This window comes from Dolosigranulum pigrum ATCC 51524, assembly GCF_000245815.1.
Classification (GTDB): Bacteria; Bacillota; Bacilli; order Lactobacillales; family Carnobacteriaceae_A; genus Dolosigranulum; species Dolosigranulum pigrum.
The window spans coordinates 907,546-928,626 of sequence record NZ_JH601103.1 but is presented as its reverse complement, the minus strand read 5'-3'; the positions used below and the strand labels follow the sequence as shown (position 1 = coordinate 928,626).

The window sequence follows — 21,081 nt, the reverse complement described above, 5'->3', positions numbered from 1 at the left end:
GCAAGTCACACGCTTTTTTTAACGGAAAATAATGACGTAAAAATGATGTAAAACTCTAAAATCTATTTCGTGCAAAATAAAAGAAGGCTTAATGGCAAGCCTTCTGGAGGGTGTTACGACCGTTTACCCCAAAATTGGAAGTAATCAGTTCGTAAGTATCCATTATATAATTTTCGTCGTTTGGTTGCTTTTTGGCCAAAGTGTTTTTCAAAATCTAAATCATCTGTAATAATATACTTGCTCCATGTTTCAAGGGGTCGCCATACATCACCGAGTTGGCGGTAGAGCTTTTCAACGGCAGCTTGATCGCCAATTCGTTTTCCATAGGGTGGGTTTGAAATCATAACGCCGTACTGCTTATCCGTTGTGAAATCAGCTACTTGCATTTGTTTGAAGTTAATACTATGCAGTAAGCCGGCTTCCATCGCGTTTTCTTTCGCAATCTCAATCATCTTATGATCAATATCAAACCCACTAATATCAAGTTCGACATCATAATTAGCGGCTTCATCTGCTTCTTGACGAACTTTTTGCCATAATTCTGCTGGCATCCAGCTCCAAGCTTCACAGAGGAAGGAGCGATTAAATCCGGGCGCAATATTATGACCAATGAGCGCTGCTTCAATTGGAATCGTACCGGAACCACATGTCGGATCAACGAATGGTTTATCAGGGAACCACGTTGTCAGTGCAATGAGCGCTGCTGCTAAATTCTCCTTCAGCGGTGCATCACCTTTGCCCGTACGGTAGCCCCGCTTGAATAAACTATCTCCTGTTGTATCAAGGGTTATCAGTACTTTATCTTTATTAATCGCGACTTCAAGCGGATAAGTCGCACCTGACTCTGGCAAGCGACCTCGCTTATGGTAAGCTTCCTGCAAACGCGTAGCGACTGCTTTATTAACGATCCGTTGCACGTCTGGCACACTATAGAGTTTAGATTTCTGTGATTTCCCCGCAACGGGAAAGGCGCCATCAAGTGGAATATAGTCTTCCCACGGTAATGCTTTTGTCTGTTCGAATAAACTATCAAAATCCCGTGCTTCGAACTCTCCGATAATAATCTTCACACGGTCGGCAATCCGCAACCATAAATTCGCTCGCGCGATATCGTGCTTCCGGCCTGAGAATCGGGCACGACCATTCTCAACCTCTACCTCATATCCTAAGTCGCGTAATTCATCCCCGACTAATCCTTCTACTCCACTGGCACATGTTGCTAATAAATTAAATTGATTCACTGTTTATTGAAGCCTCCTATTCAAGGTCTTATCATATAACTTGCTATTTAACACATTGTCGTTATCCCGCCTTAGCTAAACTCGCATAATATATTTGCTTGATCTGCTCAAATATATTATCTCCAAAATAGTGGACAATATTATCATGACATATAATATTGCGATAACAGCGTGATGATGACAACTTATTTATGATCCATTTGATCTCTTAAATATTTATAGTAACTACTTCCTCGATCAGGTCCAAAGGCATCGTATAATTTATGGCGTAGCTCATCTTTTGATTGACTCGCATAAAAAATTCCTTTCACTTTTGACCGATCTGCCGGTTTCACATTACTCCCCACAATATTATAAATCACCTGATCCAGACGTGTCTTTTGTGGGTGGTGTTTAGGTTGTTTAGGCGTTGGCGCTGGCTTATGGTGAGCTGAACTAGACTTCGGTGGATCATTTCTTAGCGATAAAAAGTCTTGTCGCACATTATAGCCCTTTGTAATCCAATGTTTAACAACCGGATCGAATCCTTTATCATTGCTGAGTAAGACGAATTGACTCTTCGGAAATTCTTGCAAAAAATATCCTAAATAAGAACTCATCTGGAAGTCTAATGCATTCGCCGAGCCATTAATCACCTGAATGAACTCCACTTTACAATCCAATTGCAACAATTCATTCACTTTTTCGAATTGCATCGTGTTATCCGCCTTGGAATAAAAAACAAAGCAATAATCGCGCTTCGTTAACTCCTCGCAATAACTAATAAATTTTTTAGAGATATTTTCGTAATCAACTAGTGTAATACTTTTGGGTTTGTGCACCATACGTTGAATAAAATTCACCACATCATTCCTTTCCTATTCTAATTATTTTTCGTTTTTTATCGAATAAAATCCTCCCAGTGCAACCACATGGGAGGATCAATTGACCTAATTGTATCCTTCACTATAAGCCATGTTCTGTCTAAAGAAACGCTAGGCCCGTTTCTTCGAGATAATCATCTGTCTATAGTGTTACCTATCTTCCGCATCATTCATTTCTGCTTTGGAAGTGCCTCTACCATTATGTTTGAGTTGCTTGCTCGAGGGGTTTACCCGTTCCACCGCCAAGATTTCTCTAGGCGCTTCGTCACTGTGGCACTTTTCAAGACTACTTAGACATAGCGAACCTTAGTCTGTTTATCTGCCGTCACCTATTCAGGGCCGTAGCTTATGATTTCACTACGCACGAACACTACAGGCATCGCAGCCTGTGCAAGCATGGACTTTCCTCACACTTGTCTAGCAAGTGCGCAATTATCCGTAAAGAATACAGTTCTTATTTAAAAATATCATCACTTAATTATAAACTTAGTTGTCACCGTTCTCCATCTTCGCTCCGAAGACATGATGTTCTAAGTTCGAAATACGCTTCAAGATATCAATATTGGTGGCCATCATCTGGCTTGATGGTTGCTTCGGTTCAGCTGGCGCAGCCGGTTGCGGTTGTGGCGCTGGTTTCTGAGCTAATTGTTCCTCCAGTGACGCGATTTCCTTCTTCAAGTCTTCGATCTTATCATCAAATACTTTATAATCGCGCATAATAATATCTAGGAATTCATCCACTTCTTCCGGATTATATCCACGCATTGATTTCGAAAATTCTTTTTCAAAGATTTGTTTTTGATTTAATTCTGTATTGACCATTCATAGCACCTCTTTATCTTCTTCTGTAAAATGTCATCACTCATATCATACCAGAACTCGCCCAAAAAGTGAAGGATTTCCGCTTAATTCCTCTCTTGATAATCAGCCACAAATGATTGTAAATCATCCATATAGATCTGATCAAGCAAATAATCATGCGCCTCCTGATGGGCTTTCACTTGTTCATACAAGTAACTAGATTTTCCTTCATATTCATTATCATAAATCAACAGTAAACCATCCGTGTTATTTAAAATAAATTGCGCATTCCCACTTAATTGCCCCCCGTGTTTATACGGCTCATGAGAAGTATAGTTCATATAATCTGCCTGCTCAATTGCTTTTTGCAACAGTAATTGATTCTTTTCGTTCCAACTATTGCCATATTCTTGATACGGCAACAACAATCCCAATTGCAGATTAGGATACTCTTCCCGTAATTCCTCTACAACGTCTGCTGTCCATAACTCAATACCTAACTGACCACTCGTGATCACCCATTCTAACCCATTTTGGATATACTGGCTAAGACTTGCCTTCAAAAATTCTTTCACAAAAAATAGCTTACCATCGTCTTCAGAGAAGATTCCCAATTCGTAAGACCGATAGCCACTAACAAATAATCGTTTTATCATAAAATCCCTCTTTTTTATTTTGCCCAAGTTTGTTAAACTATTAAGGATAACACGATTGATGGGAGTGAGTATTTCGTGGTAAACTATCCCAATGGTGAACCCTACCACAGTAAGCATGACAAAAAAAGAAGACATTTGCAAGTCAAACCAAAAACAATGACTTATAGTAATCGCGGAATGACGCTTGAGCGTATGATTAATGCTTCGATTAAGTACTATCGCGAGACGGGACAAGCTGTTCTGCACAAGAAACCGACGCCTGTTCAGATCGTCAATGTAGATTACCCGAGGCGAAGTGCCGCTAAAATTACCGAAGCGTACTTCAAAAGAGCCTCCACCACTGATTATAACGGTGTATACCGGGGCTATTATTTAGATTTTGAAGCCAAGGAAACTAAAAACAAAACATCTTTCCCCTTATCTAATTTTCATGAACACCAAATTAGACATATGCAGCACTGCTTAGAGCAAGGTGGCATTGTTTTTGTTCTTGTTTATTTTTCTCATCTAAGACAACTTTACTTACTAGATGCGCAATATTTTATTGATTACTGGGAAGATCACTTAGCAGGTGGACGAAAATCTATTCCTCTCACCATTTTTGAGACGGAAGGATATCCTATTTCACTCGGTTATGCCCCGCAAATTCCTTTCTTACAGGCTGTGGACGAATTCATATCAACAATGTAAGACGCTTTAATTTTCAAAAAGGAGAACAACTATATGAGCGATAAAAATTACTCAAGACAATCAAGACGACAAAAAAAGAACCACCAAAAGAAACCAAAACGAAAAGTAGCGCATACATCCGCTTTAAATCTCTGGCTAAAACGTGGATTGCTCGTAATATTTGCAGCCATTATGCTTGTACTTATCTCAGGTGGGGGATTATTCCTCTACCATGCTCAGGGGGCTCCCGAATTAACGGATGACGATTTATACGGTGCCTATTATTCCAGCTTAGTGGATAAAGATGGTCATGAATTTTACCGTCTTGGCACGGATAGCCGGGAGTTCGCTTCAGCAGAAGAATATCCGGAACTCTTGACAGATGCGGTGAAGTCTATTGAAGATCAACGTTTTGATTCACATAATGGTTTCGACTTTATCGGAATTGGTCGAGCAGCTGTCGATTACTTACGTGCAGGTGAGATTGTTAGTGGAGGGAGCACGATCACCCAACAACTCGTGAAACTCTCTGTCTTCTCAACTCTACGTGAAGACCAAACCATCGAACGAAAATCACAAGAGATTTGGCTATCCATGCAATTGGAACGCCGCTTATCCAAAGAACAAATTATGACCCTTTACTTAAATAAAGTACACATGGCTGGAAATGTCTACGGCATGGGAACAGCGGCCAAAGAATACTATGGCAAACATGTCAGTGAACTCGAGCTCCATGAAGCAGCCCTCTTTGCTGGTATGCCCCAATCACCAAATAGCTATAACCCATACACCGAACCGGAACGCGCTAAACAGCGCCGCGATGAAGTGTTAGCTGCGATGTACAACAATGACAAAATCACTAAAGAACAAATGGAACAAGCACAAGCTATTCCGATCGAACAAGGCTTACAAGAAAAAGTTGAACAAACTGATGAAGATACACTATTCGACAGTTATCTCTCAGCAGTATTGGATGAAGTCTATGAGAAGACTGACTTTGATCCATATAAAGCTGGGCTAGAAATTCACACCAACTACGATAGTTCTGTCCAACAAATTCTTCACGATGTAGCACATAGTGAAGATTACATCAGCATTGATAGTGATATCCAAACAGCCATCAGCGTTGTTAATCCAAATAACGGTGAAATCTTAGGAATTCTTGGCGGACGTAACTTACAAGGGCAACTGTCTTACAACCGAGCAACAAAAAATAGACGAAATGTTGGTTCAACCATTAAACCCATTACCAGTTACGGCCCGGCAATTGAATACAACCAATACTCAACCCATGAACAAATTGTAGATGAACCCTACTCTCCAGCTGGCTCAAACTGGAACTTCAACAACTATGATAATCAATATCTCGGCCAAATGAGTATGCGCGAAGCATTGGTCCAATCACGTAACATACCCGCAGCCAAAATAATGAATGATTATATGAATATCGAAAATGTCGAAGCATTTGTTTCTAAGCTTGGTCTCGATCCTAAAGAAATATCTGGTGCAAACGGACTAGTTCCTTCTAACTCAATTGACGGTAGTATGACGCCGCTTCAACTTGCCGGTGCATACAGTGCCTTCGCTAACGAAGGAATCTATACTGAGCCACACACTGTTAATAAAGTGGTCACACAGCGCGGTCAAGAAATCGATATGACACCCGAAAGTACTCGGGCAATGGAAGATTATACAGCTTACATGATGACCGATATGCTAAAAGGTGTTCCAGAAGCTCGTCCTGAAATAAATGTTCCAGGAATTTATCATGCTGGTAAAACGGGAACGACAAACTTTACAGATGAACAATTTGAAGAGTACAATCTTCCTCGAGGCATGGGACTTATTCCTGATTCATGGTATGTGGGTTACACCCAAGATTTTGTCATTTCTACATGGGTTGGTTATGATGAGCCATTCAAGGAAGGGAACCAGTTAATATTCGGTGATACAACTCATAACTTGCCCCTCTATTACTATAGTGCCATTATGAACCAACTGGCCCAAACAACCGAAAATACCGACTGGATCAAACCCGACTCAGTATCTGAAGTCAATGTAGTGAGTGGATCAAGTCCCGCTCAACTACCGAACCGCTCAACCCCATTCTCTAGTATCACAACAGAGCTATTCGTCGCAGGTACAGAACCACAATCTGTCGCTCCAGCACCCGTTCAGCCACAGCCGACTGAACCGCAAATAACCGATGAAGACGAAAAAGATAAAGAGGATTCTGAAGAAGATAATAAAGATAATAATGAACAAAATCCAACTGATCCTATCGATGAAGAAGGTAGTGGCCAACAACCTGGCACTCAACCAAACGATCCAAATGACCAAAATAGCCAAGGCGCACAAGAACCACAAACCTCTGGATCAGGAGGTGCCGGTGGTAACAACTAACCAAATAGGACAAGATTTCACCCTTAAATCATAAAACAAAGACCCCTTTTGAAAGTCAGCATTGTCCTGACTTTCAAAAGGGGTTTTCTCTTAACAATTCATTTATTTACGACCAGTATTTTTCTGCTTTTCCTCTTCTCTGAGTTTCTCTAATTCCTTATCATGGCGCTTCTTCGCCCATCGATTAACTGGGGAATCTTCTCCTTTTCTAACATTGAAACTGTTAATCACTGTAAACAGACCGACTCCAGCTGCTAATACGCCCATTATCGTATCATATTGCGTCAAATAAACACCTAGTGCCACAATGATCAGTCCCATTACAAATAAAATTGTCCCGTTATTCCGTTTCATTTCATCATCTCCTTGACTTCTTTTATCCGGATTGCTATAATTGTATGTGGTTAGTTCATGGAGGATTGTCCGAGTGGCTTAAGGGGCTCGCTTGGAAAGCGAGTATACGGATTACCGTATCGAGGGTTCGAATCCCTTGTCCTCCGTTTTTAGTACTTATCTCAGTACACAATAAGTCATTAGACTATCTAGAAATCTTCTTGTTAAAGTATTTCTAGATAGTCTTTTTTTATTTGGTTTAATCATATTAATGATATCTTTTAATAGCATCAGACATCCTAAGCAGATAAATAGCTACAAAACGCCTAACTAACTATGCTAGGCGTTTTTATACTGCTATTATACTAACTAACGATAGCTTTCAAATTCAACATCACCAATATGATCAGCATGAGTGATATGATCTGCCATCAATACGGCTATGCGATGTTCAGCAACTGTGTGTACTCTTAAGATACGAACCCCTTTATACGCGGCGATCGCTGAGATCATGGCTGAACCTAGATCACGGTTAAAAAACCCATCTTCTGTATCCGTATCCACATTAATCCCTGCTGTATCAAGTGTATTGACAATAAATCGTTTGCGCGATACACCGAGGAAAATATCGTAACCAACTTCTGTCATAACATCTAGCGACTGCAACAACTGATAATTCTCTCGCTTGGTCATACCGAAGCCAATGCCTGGATCAAGTAGAATATGTTCGCTAGCTAATCCGGCTTCCTGGGCGTAATCTAGTGTTTTTTCAAAATAGCGCATCATACAACTGACAATATCCAAAGCTTCTAATTGCTCAATCTCTGCTGAACTGAAAGGCTGGTTAGAGCCAAATTGACGAAATTTTTTGGAGTTGTTATTATTAGGTCGAGCGATAATTGGGTTAAACATCGCAATGACCTTTACCCCTAATTCCTGAGCTGTTCGAGCCATCTCAGCGTCTCCTAGTAAGCCTGTAATATCATTAATAATATCGGCCCCCGCCTCCACTGCTGCTCGAGCAACATGGGATTTCCACGTATCCACTGAAATCGTCACATCATATGTTGCTTTAATCGCTTTTATAATTGGGACAATTCGCTCAATTTCTTCTTGATCATCTACTGAGTCAGATCCTGGTCGGGTTGATTCTCCACCGATATCCAGCATGCTTGCCCCGTCAGCAATTAATACGCCGGCGCGTTCAACGGCTTTCTCCACCTCATTGAACTTCCCACCGTCCGAGAATGAATCTGGGGTTGCATTAATAATTCCACACAGTATGGTCTCTCTTGGCTGTGACATATTCCTTCCTCCTTAAATTATATTTATCTCACACCGCTCTTAACGCGATTGACAGTCCGGGCACACCCCGTAAATTTCTAGACGATGAGAGGACACATCATACCCCGTTAAGGTGCTCGTCACTAACTCGACATCATCGAGTCCAGGATAATGAATATCCTTAATTTTTCCGCAGATTGAACAAATAGCATGATAATGTCTTTCCCCGACAAAATCAAAGCGACTCGATGTATCTCCATACTTCAACTCGGTCACGATATTCATATCCATCAATAACCGCAAATTATTGTAGACAGTCGCCACGCTCATACTAGGAAAATCACTCACGAGTGCTTGATAAATATCATCTGCGGTCGGGTGATTATGCGTCTCAATTAAATAAGTCAATATAGCATGACGTTGGGGGGTAATTCGAACATGATGCTCTTTTAAATGGTTTATACAGTCTTCTACTTTTGGGTTCATCTGAATCGTTCCTTCTCTAATCCTTGATGCTTACTGATCCATCATATCGTTTATCTGTCAAAAATTCAATCTTCATACGTCATGCAACTCGTTATTTTCCTCTATAAGACAAAATTTAGGTAGCCGACTAGAATAATAAAGTAACTCACCATCACTGTAATAATCGTATTGAACGACAATTCGAAGTGCCCCATTTCTTCCAAGAAGCTCCCTCGCTTAATAATGCCATTGTAAAAAGCTATACCTGCAATAACCATTAAGAAGAACACCATTGTTTTTTGGTTATACTCCGCTGCATCTACCTGCACCTGATAATTCAGTAGTACATCTGTTAACGTTACAGCATAGATTCCAGTCAGTAGAGAGGCAATTCCTAAGACAAAAGATGATAGCTTAGCTGGCCATTTAGTTGTACCCGTTAGTTCAACATCTGAGCGTCCAAATAGCATTGTCCCATATTTAACAAAGGACATAATCGTTCCTAAATTCGTCAAATTTAACAATAATGTCATTCCATAATCGTATGTTCCGTGCGCAATCATATATTTGGAGATAGAACCATTAAAGAACGGCGCCCCCATAATACCCAGCACAGATAATCCCATTGCAATTCCGACTAGAGGCATCCGTCTGAGTACGCCACGAATTTTGAACACATCGCGCGTCCCATATTCCTCATAGACGATACCCGCTGTTAAGAAGAGCGTTGACTTGAAGATCCCATGATTTAATATATGAAAAATCGCTCCCCAATAAGCAATATCAGCTTGCATATTCAGACCCATCATAATCAGACCCACTTGAGATACTGTATGGTAAGCGAGAATTAACTTGATATCATGTTGACCAAGTGCCATCATAAAGCCAACAACCGATGTAATAAAACCTACCCAGAAAAAGAATGGCGTTATATCCAAAATGGGGGCATACATCTCATTGAACCGAATAAATAAATACACCCCTGTTTTAATGTAAACTCCAGATAAAATAGCCGATACTACGGGCGGCGCACTAGGTGTTCCATGAGCTTTAGGCAACCAACTAAAGAGTGGCGTCAAAGCTGATTTTAAAGAAACTGTAACCATCATCAATGAGAATGGCAAAATCATCGACTTTGGATTTTCTAACAATGGCATGGCTTCCTTAATATAGCGAATATCCAGTAAACCAAATGTATGATAAATCATCCCAATACCTAGTAGTAAAAAAGAGGTCCCAATGACATTAACGAAAAAATAAATCATCCCATCATAAATGGCTTGTTTTTCCTTATTAATCATAATCAGAATCGCTACGACGACAGTAGCTACTTCTAGAAAAATAAAAATATTAAACAAATCACTCGACAAAAATAATCCATGCATCACACCTTGTAAAACCATATACAAAAATGTGAATTGCCCTTGAAAATAAGGTTGGCCGATACTATATATAATAAAAAACAACATAAAAATAGTCGTCATCGACACTAAGAAAATAGCTAAATGATCCGCATACAGGCTAAGAGCTAATCCATCTTCATATCCTCCTGCATTCCACAACACTTTTCCTTCTTCTTTTACAGTTAAAAAAACAGATACAGCAAACCAAATAAATCCGAGTTGGCACGTTATTAATAAAGGGGCTCTTAGCTTCTCATGAATCACAAAAGATATCATCCCTAACAGAACAGGCGCCAGTACAAACCAATATAATGCCATCAATGCCCCTCACTTTCATTCTGATGATTATTCCAGTAGGTTATCCCATATTTTTTCTTATAGTGCATAAACATCGTCAGTGCAATTGCTGTAACTCCCATACCAATCACAATTGATGTAATCATTAATGCACTAGGTACCGGATCAGCTACCACTTCACTGGTAATTTGACCGATTGGCGGGACACTTCCCCGTGAATAATTAATATTAATATAAAACAAATAAATACCGGATTCCATGACGGACATGGACACAATGGTTTTAATAATCGTCTTCTTTGTCATCAAACCAAATAAACCAATAAAAAATAGAATGATGCCGACTGTTTGACCATTAAACCATTCCATTATTACTCACTTCTTTCCATTTAACTCTATTTGACATATTAAGAAACTCCTTCATAGAAGACAAATCGATAAAAGAGGACGGTTAACCCACAAAAAACTTTCAGACCAATTAGTGTATTCATGATAATCATGTAGAGTTCATTCGTTAACTCCGTAGTAGGCACGATTTCTATAAATAAATAGAGAATCGGAATCATAATAATTAACATAAATACAATTTTTTCGATCACTTCAATTATTTCTAAATCTAGATCCAACGTTGGATGAACTAAATAACGCGTAATTAATACCGTAGATAAAATAGTTCCTCCTTGGAAGCCCCCGCCCGGAGAATTATGGCCATTCAAGATCATATAGAAACCAATTAATATCACAAACGGATACACAATCCCTATCATTTGGGCAATAATCTGGGAACCCCCTGCATAAGACATTTCTGGTGGTTTTAATTCGAATGACTCACTATGACTACTTATCCACGACACATTAATGACTTCCATCACAGATACCATCAACATCAAGGCTTCAAAAAATGTATCAAACATGCGGTAGTTTAAATAAATACCCGCTACGGCATTCCTAGCCCCCGTTTCTTCATAAAAATCAGTCGTGAAAAAATCTTTTAACGGTGTTCCTAATGTTTCAGAAAAATTAGTAAACATAAATAACATCAGACTAGCAGCCGTCACACATAACAAGATTTGGAATATGTAGACAGATTTTTTTCTATTCCGATTCACCCATCGTCACCTCCTGATCCAGATAAACTACCCGAATATCTTCAATATCACATAAAATATCATTCATATTGGCAATAATATCTTGGAAAACTTCATCGGTCGTCTTTCCGCATAGATAAGTTAAATTATTGCGCTGGCAAATAATAAAATCATGTTCCGCTTTCTCTTGATAATACGCTGCCTCTTTATTCGTATAGGCAATGGTTGGTTCCAGTTCTTCTGTTTTTTCGATAAATAACTCTAACGGACGAATTAATGTCTCTTGAACCGCTTCAATATCACTATCATCAAAAGCTTCAACCGCTTCATTGATGTAGAGAACATCGTATACGCGCACTTTTTTGACCGCAACTAAGTACATAATGGTCGCCAAGCCCACCCCAATAGCCGCTTCAGCTAAAGCCACATCTGGTGCATTATAGTACACATACGCCATTGCTGTTATTAGTGAAAATGTTCCTGAAAAGATAACAGTTCGCATTAAGCTATCCGTCATGACCGTTAAAAAACCAACAATAAGCACTGCAACTAACAGTAAGACTTCAAACATACTAACGATCCTCCTTAATCTTGTAGTCACTCATATCCGCGGATCGCAAAATTGCATGCGAAGAAATCGGATTGGTGATTAAATATAAGATCAGCACTAAAAATATTTTAAACGTAAAATAAGAGAATCCTTCTCGAATCATATAGCCGACAAGTACAGTAATAAACCCTACTGTATCAACTTTCGCTACAATCAATGTTCGCTTGAAAAAGTCATTAAATCTAAACGTACCATAGATACCAATTGTCACAAAAATTAACCCCATTACAATAATACCATTCGCCAACCAATCAAGTATTGTCATTAAATATCACCTTTTGCCTCAATAAATCGGACAACCATAATTGTTCCGATAAAGTCTAAAATCCCATAAATCATACTAACATCTACCACAAAAATTCGATCAATCAGTATTCCAAAAACAATGCCTACCATAATAATCTTCGCCGAAAAGTAGGAAAATCCTAAAATACGATCCCAGACAGTTGGTCCCACTATCACCCGATATATCGAACCGATAGACAGAATTATTAAAGTGGTTAACACAAACCAATCAAATGTCATCATATCTTTTCGCCTCTTCTTTGAACAGTCTTCTCATATTTTAGTAATACGTGTTCCAATTTTAGTGGTAGTACTTGACGTGGATCTTCATCGCGAGCTATATTTGGTGTATCTAGTGTGAGTACACGGAGTGTGCTACCTGATTTTTTTACGGTAACGGTTCCCGGTGTTAATGTAATCGAATTGGCCAAAATATTGATCAAGAATTCATCAGTTAGTTTCGTCTCGCAAGTTACGAAAGCTACGTCACTATCGCCTAATATGATTTTGGGAATTACACCAATCCCGGCAACAAAAATTTCAATCACTAATATGCTAAAATAATGAATCATAGAGCGCAATCCAAACATATACTCATCCGTATAATTCCCTGGCATTAAATACATATCCGTTAATAAAATAGACACCACAGACATGATCAAACCCGTTACAATTACAAATAAGTTAATTTTTTCGAATAAAATAATCCACGTAACGAATAAGACACTTATAATTTTTATATTAGAAACCATATCTTGCACTACACTATCAATGAAGTTTTTCATAGCATTCTCACCCTTTCTTTTAAAACGATCATCCCCATTTTATCATGTATTCCGTTGCATTTAAATTATGGATTATTATGATTGATCTCGTTTATTCAACGATTGGCGAAGTATTCGAGTTGCTTGCGTGAAAATATTTTTCATCTTTGACTTTTCTAATACGACTTCATCTGTATTGATCGCATCTTTTCGCCGATTTAATTGCTTCTTAAATTGTTTAACCATCATTTTTTGGAGCGTTCGGATGTTCAATGTACCTACTTTTTCTTGTTTTACTAGTAAAGTGAGCACTTCAATATAGCTAAATCCTAATGCGCTAGTAATTGTAGAAGCAGTGGCCCCACTAATTAAACCAACAACAATTGTGCCTACACCTGGCATAAACTTAAAGGCATTGGATACAATCGTGCGTCCCAAAAATGTAGCTGAACTTGTGCCTCCAACTGCTCCTATTAAACTCACTAATGTTGATTGGTCCATCGTAATACCAAAAATCGCTGTAATATGGGCAAGCATCGTCACTTGCATTGGCACTAAAAGCGATGCATCCGCGAATGGTATGGGGACAAACCCGATGCCAAAGGTTGAGGTTATATAGCCATTTGTCCACTTCCGTGCTGCCGCTACTTTTCGTTTCAAATCAACTATTTGAATATTATTTAAAGTATGATAATGATCTGTCGGCACTAGTTCAAAAGACTTATCTAACAACTCCTTTAACCCAAACGGCTCCACTGTCACCTCATCATTAATGACAAACGGTTTAGCCATCACTTGTTGAATAGCCGCCACATGTAAATTAAGCGTTTCTAAAGATGCCTGGAAATAATCTGTTCGTCCTTGAATAGATTGGGTGAGTACTAGAATAACCGGTGTTTTTTTAGCCAATTTATTTATAAATTTAATCTCTAACTCTTCAATTCGATTCGAGAAGGCATTCACACAATAATAAACGAATTGAATGGCCTCTTCAGTCCCTTGATGTTCATCGATCAATTCAAAAATTTCTGTCTGAATCTCTGCCTGTACACGTGCATCCATCTCCAACCCACGTGTATCATACAAATTAAGCGGCATGTATTGCTTTGTTATTTTGCGCAAATGTTGGGTGACTGGTTTACCCACTCCCGTCTCCGCTAAATTATCACGAAATAAGTGGTTAATTAACGTGCTCTTGCCTACTCCTGTTTTCCCGACAACTAATATATTAATCGGTGGCATATTTTCAATTTCTTGTTGGGTTTTCTTCAAAATATCATCAACGACATCAAATGGTGCACTATATTGTTTCATTTTATCTCTCCCATGTTTAAAAACCTTGTTACATGTAACAAGGTTTTTATCATTCATCTAGCTAGTTGTTATGAACACTCTCAACATGCCATTGTCCATTACCATATTGTAAATACACAATATATTTTGCGCCAGTCGATCGACTTTCAACTGTTGCTTCAACTCGTGCAATACCATCATTTCCAATCCAACGCTCGATCATATCGGACTCTGATATTCCAGTCACAGTACTGACCTTATCTCTAATTTCAAGACGATCGCTAGAGCCATCGCTAAAATCAGTATAATGATTCGTATCATGCGGAGGGGTTTCGTTCACGATAGAGGTGTCCCCACTAGTGGTTGTTTGGTTCTGACCACGTTGAGGTTGTTGTCCTTGCTGATTCATCCCTTGCTGTCTTTCTTGACCTTGTTGTTGGTGTGATGGCTGATGTGATTGTGTTTGTTGCTGATTTTGGTTTCGGTTCTGTTTTTGTGTAGCTTGGTTTTCGTCTGTCTTAGCTGCGTCTTCATCATCTTCATTATCATCATCAGCTTTATCATTTTTATCAGTAGACTTTTCTTTCTTAGCCGTTATTCCCGCACTATCGCTACTTTCTTCTGTTTGTTGGACTAAATCATCAGACACTTGCTCAACAGAATCGCCGCCTGAGACAAATATAAAGATAATAATCGCAATTAAGACAACAAATAAACCCGCAATGAGCCAATAGAATAAGCGATCAAACGAATTTGACTCATCTTTTGGTTGTTTATAACGATCTGATCGTTTTTTCATACTCATAAACAGTCCTCCTAATAAATTTTCTTCAACGGTTTAACGACAATTGGTGCAATAATCGCTGCAATAATTGCTTCTGGAATACCTGATGTCACAACAATAGCTAATAATCCATAGACAATATTGTCCATCTGAATATTCATCAAGTAAGCAATATCTTCGGTAAAGAAAACGTAGATAAATAACATCACAAATACTGTATTGGTTAACGAGCCTAAAAAGGCAGAGATCCGCAAGCTACGTGCATCTGGCCATTTTTTGCGCAACCATTGATACGTTACACCGACTGTTAAGCCAATCAATAATCTAGGTAGTACGGCAATCATTGGATTTGTCCAAATCAGTGGATCAAGTGGACTCGCCGGCATTGCAAACGCACGAATCATGCGAATAATCCCCCAAATCGCACCAATTATCATGCCATCTCTTGTTCCTAACAAAAAGGTAAAAACAATAACGGTTATATGAATGATCGTTGGATTAAGTGGTGGCAACGGTAAATTTCCTAAAAAAGGAACAAAATTTTGAATTAATAAAATAGCTGTCGCAATGGCCATCATGGTCAAGCGTTTTGTGTTTATAGTTTGTTTCATCGTTTTATATCGCCTTTCTTCTTATAATGCTGTTCTATACAATCGATTCACACGATTGAGTAGAATTGATAATTTTTGTTGTTCATCATCCGTCATGCTCGCCAATAAATCAGCAAAGCCACGCACAGATTCTTCTCTGAACTGATGATAAAGTTGCTTCGCTTCCGGTGTCAACTTAAAATAAGAATAGCGCTTATCTTCACCGTCTGCTTTCGTCACCATATCTTTGCTTACTAATGAATTCACTTGTCGGCTAATAGTTGACTTATCTAAATAACTTTGCTCCGTAATTGCTTTAAGTGTCAATTCCTCATCGCCAATAATGTCAAATAACAGCAAGCTCGACTCAGTTAACCCAAAATGAGCTAACAACAAGCTATTTAACTTCTTATACAACCGTGTAAATTCATCCATCCGCTCTAACAACAGTGATGTATCACTAAATTGTTCCACCGACATCCTCCTTTATCAGTAGCCTTTAATAATTGCTCAATACAAATATATCAGTTTTAGCTCTCGAGTGCAATCCTATTTTGAAAATTAGTCAAATCCACATATCAATGGTATAATAAAACCTACTGCTTTTCAACGAAAGGAGCATGTCTATATGTCATTTGATGGCTTATTTACACACGCAATGATTAATGAATTAAACCATGAACTTGTCGGAGGACGCATTACCAAGATTTATCAACCCTTTGATAATGAAATTATCTTACGCATTCGAGCCAACCGCAAAAATCACGATATTCTAATCTCAGCTCACCCACAATACGCTCGCATCCAAAAAACGCAGCGAGATTTCGATAATCCACAACATCCACCTCATTATTGTATGATCTTGCGAAAATACTTGGAAAATGGATTCCTCACTGAGATGAAGCAAGTGGGCAATGACCGAATCATTCATCTCAGTGTCTCAGGACGGAACGAACTAGGTGATGAACAGTCCACAACTCTAGTAATCGAAATTATGGGGCGTCATAGTAATATGATCTTAGTCAATAATGATGAGAATCGCATTATCGACAGTATTAAACATCTCCCACCAAGTCAGAACTCTTACCGAACGATTTTACCAGGGAGTGACTTTATTTCGGCACCGACACAAGATAAACTAAACCCATTTACTGCCGACTTAATAGAGCTAGACTTCCCGGTCACAGATACGGTCAAAGCAACAACTAAATGGATTCAAGAGACTTTCCAAGGGTTCGGTCGCCAGTCAGCCCGCGAATTAGCCGAACGATTAGCGCAAGCACCTGAAAAAGATTATGTAAGGGTTGCTACAGCATTTTTCCAGCAATTCGACCAACGACCGTACACACCAACACTTTATCCTAAGAGAACCCCTACCTTCTCTGCCTTTAACTATATCTCTGAAGAAGGTCCGGCACAAACCTTTGAATCATTAAGTCACCTCTTAGACAAATATTATGACAAAAAAGTAACCCAAGACCGTATTCGTCAAAAATCTCAAGATATTACTTCACTCGTCAATAATGAGTTGAAAAAAAATGCGAATAAACTAGAAAAAATGCGGGAAGAATTGGCAGAAACGGAGCGCGCTGAAGAATATCAAGTGAAGGGAGAAGTTTTAACTGCCTTTATGCATGAAGTACAACCAGGTCAAGAATCTATCACCTTACAAAACTTCTACAATGATAATGAACCGATTGATATTACACTTGATCCCGAAAAATCACCTGCCCAAAATGCTCAAGACTACTTCAAGCACTATCAAAAGTTGAAAAAACGCAAAAAACACCTCACATCGCAAATCAAACTCACTAAACAAGAATTGACTTACCTGGAATCTGTTCTAGCTGGTCTTGATACGATCACCCTGGCTGACATCGAAGACATTCGTGATGAACTCCGCGATGAAGGCTATCTAAAACAGAAAAAGAATTCACACCAAAAGAAAAAACAGTCAAAAGCGTCTAAGCCCTATCATTTCCGCTCATCGGATGGTGCGGATATCTATGTTGGCCGTAACAACCGACAAAATGATCAATTAACACATCGCACCGCTAATCGTGAAGATTGGTGGCTTCACGCCCAAAACATCCCGGGGTCGCATGTTATTATTCGTGGATCAAATCCAAGTGAAAAAACCTTTGAAGAAGCTGCGCACTTAGCTGCCTACTTCAGTAAATATAGAGAATCTGCCAATGTGCCCGTCGATGCCGTCCAAGTGAAGTATGTTAACAAACCAAACGGCGGAAAACCCGGCTTTGTCACTTATGAAGGACAGGATACTTATTTTGCAACGCCGAGTGAAGGCTATATCGAGTCGTTAGAACAACTCTAATCCCTAACTAACCATTAAAGCTAGACTACAGACGTAGCCTAGCTTTAATGGTTTTATTTATTTTTCTTTCTTAATTAACTCATAATCACTTTCTAACATATGCACAATTCGGTTGGTTCCCTTAAGCATCTCACTTCGGGTAATAATTCCCTTAAACGTTCCTTCACGATCAATGACGGTTAAAAAGGCTGTACGCACTAATTTTTGTAAGATATCTTCTAAATCAAAATCATCATAGACATAGGGGAACTCCTCGCCATCAATAATATCCCCGACTGTAATCTCACTTAATCGGTTAAAATCAATGGCCTCATTTCCCATAATAGCCTTAATAATTTTAGGCATCGAAATAAGACCTAACACCTTCGAGTCCCGATCTAACACCGGAACAGTAGAATACTGATCGGCCGTCAAGATCAAAATAGCATGCTCCAATGTGTGCCACGAATTGACAACAGCCACTTCCTCTTCTGGCTTTACTAGCGTTGGTTCGTCGGATAATAAATATTCTTTCATTACATCTGAAATCATCTATATTCCCTCTCTTATAGTTCTTGACTGAGCTCATCATACGCTTGGTGATCGCGGTCATAATAAGTTATCCGTCGTTCTGTATCCGTCCATTCTAAGACGGCATACGTTCCCACTGAATAAGGATACCGCGGTTGTGCAATACTTCCTGGATTAATCACATACACATCACCTATCTGATCAACTTTCGGAATATGGGTATGTCCATAAAAAGCAAACTGCAAGCCTTTCTGTTGGGCAGCTTCAGCTAAATAAGACAAATCTTGCTTCACTCGGTGACGATGACCATGGACTACTAGAAACGATGCATCACCAATTTCAACAATGCGTTCAGTTGGATAATCACCATAATAATCACAATTTCCCTCAACAGGTTGATATGTCTCCCAGATGCCATCCGTATCGTTTAGTTCAGAATCGCCACAGTGAATCATCCCGTCCACTTGATCTTGATACTTTTCTTTAATTTCATCTAGAATGGTCTTATCCCCATGATTATCACTAATAATCAGTACTTTCATCTACAACACATCTCCTTCATCTGCTAGCCACTCACTCAACTGTTGTTTCAACTGTTTAATCGCATGTGCGCGGTGACTAATTTTATTCTTTTCAGCTGCTGTTAGCTGGGCCATGGTTTGATCACGGTCCGGCAAATAAAAGAGAGGATCATACCCAAAACCGTGCTCGCCTTGTGGTAATTTAGCAATCTCCCCATCCACTTGACCTTTAATGATTAAAGTCTCTTTATCTGGGTGGGCCAAAGCTAACGTACAATGGAAGTGTGCTGTCCGGTCAAGACGCAAATCTTCTCCTAATTCAGCTAATAGCTTGGCATTATTCGCTGCATCACTCGCCTCTTCCCCCGCGAATCGTGCTGAATGTACTCCAGGTAACCCATCTAAGCCATCAACTGCTAAGCCGGAATCATCCGCTAATACAAAGGTTCCCATCTCTGCAGCTACCGTTTCAGCCTTCAACCGAGCATTCTCTTCAAAGGTCAGCCCCGTCTCTTCTACTGGCTCTATATCTGGGAAGTCATGCATGGTCTTCACTTCATAGCCCAACGGTTCGAATAGCGCTTCAAACTCTGCTGCTTTTCCTTTATTGTGTGTTGCAATAATAATTAATTTATTCTGTTCCATATTTTCCTTCAATCTCCTTCAATCTCCTTCAAATTAATGTGATTCACTACAAGATGATCTAACCCTAACCAAGCAGACGCAATTCGTTTGAACATCTCTGCGGAACCTGTCGTATAAAATTGATGCAATGGGTCACTATTAGGGGTATCTTCCGCTAAGTTATAATAATCCAACAAAACACTCACTTCATTAATGGTCTCTGCTCCAGAATCAATTAACTGAATCTCTTGTCCCACCACATCCTGAATAATCGGTCGTAATAACGGATAATGAGTACATCCTAAAATTAGCGTATCCATTTTTGTTTTATGTAGTGGCATCAGTGTCTCTCGTACCACACGCTTAGCAAGCGGTCCCGTATATTCATTGCTTTCAACAACCGGCACAAACTTCGGACAGGCTAAGCTAACAACATCAATCTGCTGATTTTTGCGGAAAATTGATGTTTGATATTCATTGGATGCAATGGTTCCCTCGGTTCCAATCACAGCAATACGTTGATTGCGTGTTGCTTTAATCGCGGCTCGACTTCCAGGTAAAATAACACCGACAATCGGAATCGGGAGCAACTCTTTCAAGGTTGTGAGCGCCGTTGCAGTTGCTGTATTACATGCAATAACTAACAACTTAATATCTTTTTCCATCAAAAAATAAGCTAATTCTATCGTAAATTGTCTAACTTGTTCCGGTGTTCTCGGCCCGTACGGACAGCGCGCCGTATCACCAATATAACAGAACACTTCATGCGGTAATTGTCGCATCGCTTCCTTCACTACCGTCAAACCACCGACACCAGAATCAATAAATCCAATCGGTCTCTTCTTCATAAATAATTCCCTCTTATCCTTCTAGCTCCATTATACCAAATATTATCCCATATCAAAAAGAGTTCACCTATTTCAGATGAACCCTTTTGTCCTGGTAATATAATTATTTATGTTTACTCAAGATGGCTTTTAATTGTTCTTTATCGTGGAAGCCAACTAATTTTTCGACAATTTCTCCATCTTTTTTGATTAGCAATGTCGGAATACTCATAATGCCCAATTCTTGAGCAGTATCTTGGTTCTCGTCGACATCTATTTTGTAAATGTCAGCAAAATCAATTTCTTCTGCTAATTCTTCAATAATCGGTGATTGCATCTTACATGGACCACACCATGTTGCCCAAAAATCTGTCAAGGTCAATCCTGCATCTGTTTTTGTTTTGAAGTTTGAATCTGTTATTGCTTGTACCATTAT

General features: G+C 39.3%; 26 protein-coding genes, 1 tRNA gene and 1 other RNA gene. 4 read left to right on the top strand and 24 right to left on the bottom strand.

Features of this window, described 5'->3' with window-relative positions; all coding sequences use genetic code 11:
* Positions 1 to 113: 113 nt before the first annotated feature.
* The 5 genes from HMPREF9703_RS04290 to HMPREF9703_RS04275 form a co-directional block, all read right to left on the bottom strand.
* On the bottom strand, positions 114 to 1,241 hold the full coding sequence (locus tag HMPREF9703_RS04290) for a THUMP domain-containing class I SAM-dependent RNA methyltransferase (RefSeq protein ID WP_004635904.1): 1,128 nt from the start codon (positions 1,239 to 1,241) through the stop codon (positions 114 to 116).
* Between the two features lie 185 nt (positions 1,242 to 1,426).
* The gene (locus tag HMPREF9703_RS04285) at positions 1,427 to 2,086 is read right to left on the bottom strand and encodes a PIN domain-containing protein (RefSeq protein WP_112790140.1); all 660 of its coding nucleotides are present in this window, start codon (positions 2,084 to 2,086) and stop codon (positions 1,427 to 1,429) included.
* Between the two features lie 98 nt (positions 2,087 to 2,184).
* Positions 2,185 to 2,548, bottom strand: an RNA gene (rnpB, locus tag HMPREF9703_RS08750) — RNase P RNA component class B.
* A 42-nt stretch (positions 2,549 to 2,590) separates the two neighbouring features.
* Positions 2,591 to 2,926 carry a cell division regulator GpsB gene (gene gpsB / locus HMPREF9703_RS04280; protein ID WP_004635902.1) on the bottom strand — a complete coding sequence of 112 codons (336 nt, stop codon included), beginning with the start codon at positions 2,924 to 2,926 and terminating at the stop codon, positions 2,591 to 2,593.
* A gap of 83 nt (positions 2,927 to 3,009) precedes the next feature.
* A complete protein-coding gene (locus tag HMPREF9703_RS04275) occupies positions 3,010 to 3,561 on the bottom strand; it encodes an SLOG family protein (RefSeq protein WP_004635901.1) in 552 nt (183 codons plus the stop codon).
* A gap of 75 nt (positions 3,562 to 3,636) precedes the next feature.
* On the opposite strand from HMPREF9703_RS04275, the gene recU reads away from it, so the two are divergent.
* The gene (gene recU / locus HMPREF9703_RS04270; RefSeq protein WP_004635900.1) at positions 3,637 to 4,251 is read left to right on the top strand and encodes a Holliday junction resolvase RecU; all 615 of its coding nucleotides are present in this window, start codon (positions 3,637 to 3,639) and stop codon (positions 4,249 to 4,251) included.
* Positions 4,252 to 4,284: 33 nt separating this feature from the next.
* The gene (locus tag HMPREF9703_RS04265; protein WP_004635899.1) at positions 4,285 to 6,633 is read left to right on the top strand and encodes a transglycosylase domain-containing protein; all 2,349 of its coding nucleotides are present in this window, start codon (positions 4,285 to 4,287) and stop codon (positions 6,631 to 6,633) included.
* Positions 6,634 to 6,735: 102 nt separating this feature from the next.
* Here the strand turns inward: HMPREF9703_RS04265 and HMPREF9703_RS04260 are convergent, their stop codons facing one another.
* Positions 6,736 to 6,987 (bottom strand): hypothetical protein, encoded by a 252-nt coding sequence (locus tag HMPREF9703_RS04260; protein ID WP_004635898.1) that lies wholly within the window; start codon positions 6,985 to 6,987, stop codon positions 6,736 to 6,738.
* Positions 6,988 to 7,046: 59 nt separating this feature from the next.
* Here HMPREF9703_RS04260 and HMPREF9703_RS04255 point away from each other — a divergent pair.
* A tRNA-Ser gene (locus HMPREF9703_RS04255) sits at positions 7,047 to 7,133 on the top strand.
* A gap of 202 nt (positions 7,134 to 7,335) precedes the next feature.
* Here the strand turns inward: HMPREF9703_RS04255 and folP are convergent.
* The 13 genes from folP to HMPREF9703_RS04190 form a co-directional block, all read right to left on the bottom strand.
* A complete protein-coding gene (gene folP, locus HMPREF9703_RS04250; RefSeq protein ID WP_004635897.1) occupies positions 7,336 to 8,271 on the bottom strand; it encodes a dihydropteroate synthase in 936 nt (311 codons plus the stop codon).
* Positions 8,272 to 8,310: 39 nt separating this feature from the next.
* On the bottom strand, positions 8,311 to 8,736 hold the full coding sequence (locus tag HMPREF9703_RS04245; RefSeq protein WP_004635896.1) for a Fur family transcriptional regulator: 426 nt from the start codon (positions 8,734 to 8,736) through the stop codon (positions 8,311 to 8,313).
* Positions 8,737 to 8,837: 101 nt separating this feature from the next.
* A complete protein-coding gene (locus HMPREF9703_RS04240; RefSeq protein WP_004635895.1) occupies positions 8,838 to 10,436 on the bottom strand; it encodes a complex I subunit 5 family protein in 1,599 nt (532 codons plus the stop codon).
* A complete protein-coding gene (locus HMPREF9703_RS04235; protein WP_004635894.1) occupies positions 10,436 to 10,783 on the bottom strand; it encodes a cation:proton antiporter subunit C in 348 nt (115 codons plus the stop codon). Before HMPREF9703_RS04235 ends, HMPREF9703_RS04240 begins: the two co-directional genes overlap by 1 nt.
* Before the next feature lie 38 nt (positions 10,784 to 10,821).
* The gene (locus HMPREF9703_RS04230) at positions 10,822 to 11,523 is read right to left on the bottom strand and encodes an MnhB domain-containing protein (protein WP_004635893.1); all 702 of its coding nucleotides are present in this window, start codon (positions 11,521 to 11,523) and stop codon (positions 10,822 to 10,824) included.
* Entirely contained in the window at positions 11,510 to 12,073 is a 564-nt protein-coding gene (locus HMPREF9703_RS04225; RefSeq protein ID WP_004635892.1) for a Na(+)/H(+) antiporter subunit B, read from the bottom strand. The genes HMPREF9703_RS04230 and HMPREF9703_RS04225 overlap by 14 nt, the downstream gene beginning before the upstream one ends.
* Before the next feature lies 1 nt (position 12,074).
* Entirely contained in the window at positions 12,075 to 12,377 is a 303-nt protein-coding gene (locus HMPREF9703_RS04220) for a cation:proton antiporter (protein WP_004635891.1), read from the bottom strand.
* Positions 12,377 to 12,640: an MrpF/PhaF family protein gene (locus tag HMPREF9703_RS04215; RefSeq protein WP_004635890.1), complete on the bottom strand. Its 264-nt coding sequence runs from the start codon at positions 12,638 to 12,640 to the stop codon at positions 12,377 to 12,379. Before HMPREF9703_RS04215 ends, HMPREF9703_RS04220 begins: the two co-directional genes overlap by 1 nt.
* Positions 12,637 to 13,182: a Na+/H+ antiporter subunit E gene (locus HMPREF9703_RS04210; protein ID WP_004635889.1), complete on the bottom strand. Its 546-nt coding sequence runs from the start codon at positions 13,180 to 13,182 to the stop codon at positions 12,637 to 12,639. The genes HMPREF9703_RS04215 and HMPREF9703_RS04210 overlap by 4 nt, the downstream gene beginning before the upstream one ends.
* 75 nt (positions 13,183 to 13,257) lie before the next feature.
* Positions 13,258 to 14,475 (bottom strand): YcjF family protein, encoded by a 1,218-nt coding sequence (locus tag HMPREF9703_RS04205; RefSeq protein WP_004635888.1) that lies wholly within the window; start codon positions 14,473 to 14,475, stop codon positions 13,258 to 13,260.
* 61 nt (positions 14,476 to 14,536) lie between these two features.
* Positions 14,537 to 15,259, bottom strand: coding sequence for a YrrS family protein (locus HMPREF9703_RS08600; RefSeq protein ID WP_004635887.1), 723 nt, complete (start codon positions 15,257 to 15,259; stop codon positions 14,537 to 14,539).
* A gap of 11 nt (positions 15,260 to 15,270) precedes the next feature.
* The gene (locus tag HMPREF9703_RS04195; RefSeq protein ID WP_004635886.1) at positions 15,271 to 15,849 is read right to left on the bottom strand and encodes an ECF transporter S component; all 579 of its coding nucleotides are present in this window, start codon (positions 15,847 to 15,849) and stop codon (positions 15,271 to 15,273) included.
* Positions 15,850 to 15,870: 21 nt separating this feature from the next.
* Complete coding sequence (locus HMPREF9703_RS04190) at positions 15,871 to 16,308, bottom strand: MarR family winged helix-turn-helix transcriptional regulator (protein ID WP_112767634.1); 438 nt, start codon at positions 16,306 to 16,308, stop codon at positions 15,871 to 15,873.
* 148 nt (positions 16,309 to 16,456) lie between these two features.
* Here HMPREF9703_RS04190 and HMPREF9703_RS04185 point away from each other — a divergent pair, with 148 nt between their 5' ends.
* The gene (locus tag HMPREF9703_RS04185; protein ID WP_004635884.1) at positions 16,457 to 18,163 is read left to right on the top strand and encodes an Rqc2 family fibronectin-binding protein; all 1,707 of its coding nucleotides are present in this window, start codon (positions 16,457 to 16,459) and stop codon (positions 18,161 to 18,163) included.
* A 57-nt stretch (positions 18,164 to 18,220) separates the two neighbouring features.
* Here HMPREF9703_RS04185 and cbpB read toward each other — a convergent pair whose 3' ends face one another.
* From cbpB to trxA, 5 genes are all read right to left on the bottom strand, one after another.
* A complete protein-coding gene (gene cbpB / locus HMPREF9703_RS04180; protein ID WP_004635883.1) occupies positions 18,221 to 18,694 on the bottom strand; it encodes a cyclic-di-AMP-binding protein CbpB in 474 nt (157 codons plus the stop codon).
* Between the two features lie 14 nt (positions 18,695 to 18,708).
* Entirely contained in the window at positions 18,709 to 19,215 is a 507-nt protein-coding gene (locus HMPREF9703_RS04175; protein WP_004635882.1) for a metallophosphoesterase, read from the bottom strand.
* Positions 19,216 to 19,839 carry an XTP/dITP diphosphatase gene (locus HMPREF9703_RS04170; RefSeq protein ID WP_004635881.1) on the bottom strand — a complete coding sequence of 208 codons (624 nt, stop codon included), beginning with the start codon at positions 19,837 to 19,839 and terminating at the stop codon, positions 19,216 to 19,218. It lies immediately after the preceding gene.
* Positions 19,840 to 19,847: 8 nt separating this feature from the next.
* The gene (gene racE, locus HMPREF9703_RS04165; protein ID WP_004635880.1) at positions 19,848 to 20,666 is read right to left on the bottom strand and encodes a glutamate racemase; all 819 of its coding nucleotides are present in this window, start codon (positions 20,664 to 20,666) and stop codon (positions 19,848 to 19,850) included.
* Positions 20,667 to 20,769: 103 nt separating this feature from the next.
* Positions 20,770 to 21,078: a thioredoxin gene (trxA, locus tag HMPREF9703_RS04160; RefSeq protein ID WP_004635878.1), complete on the bottom strand. Its 309-nt coding sequence runs from the start codon at positions 21,076 to 21,078 to the stop codon at positions 20,770 to 20,772.
* Between the last annotated feature and the right edge of the window lie 3 nt (positions 21,079 to 21,081).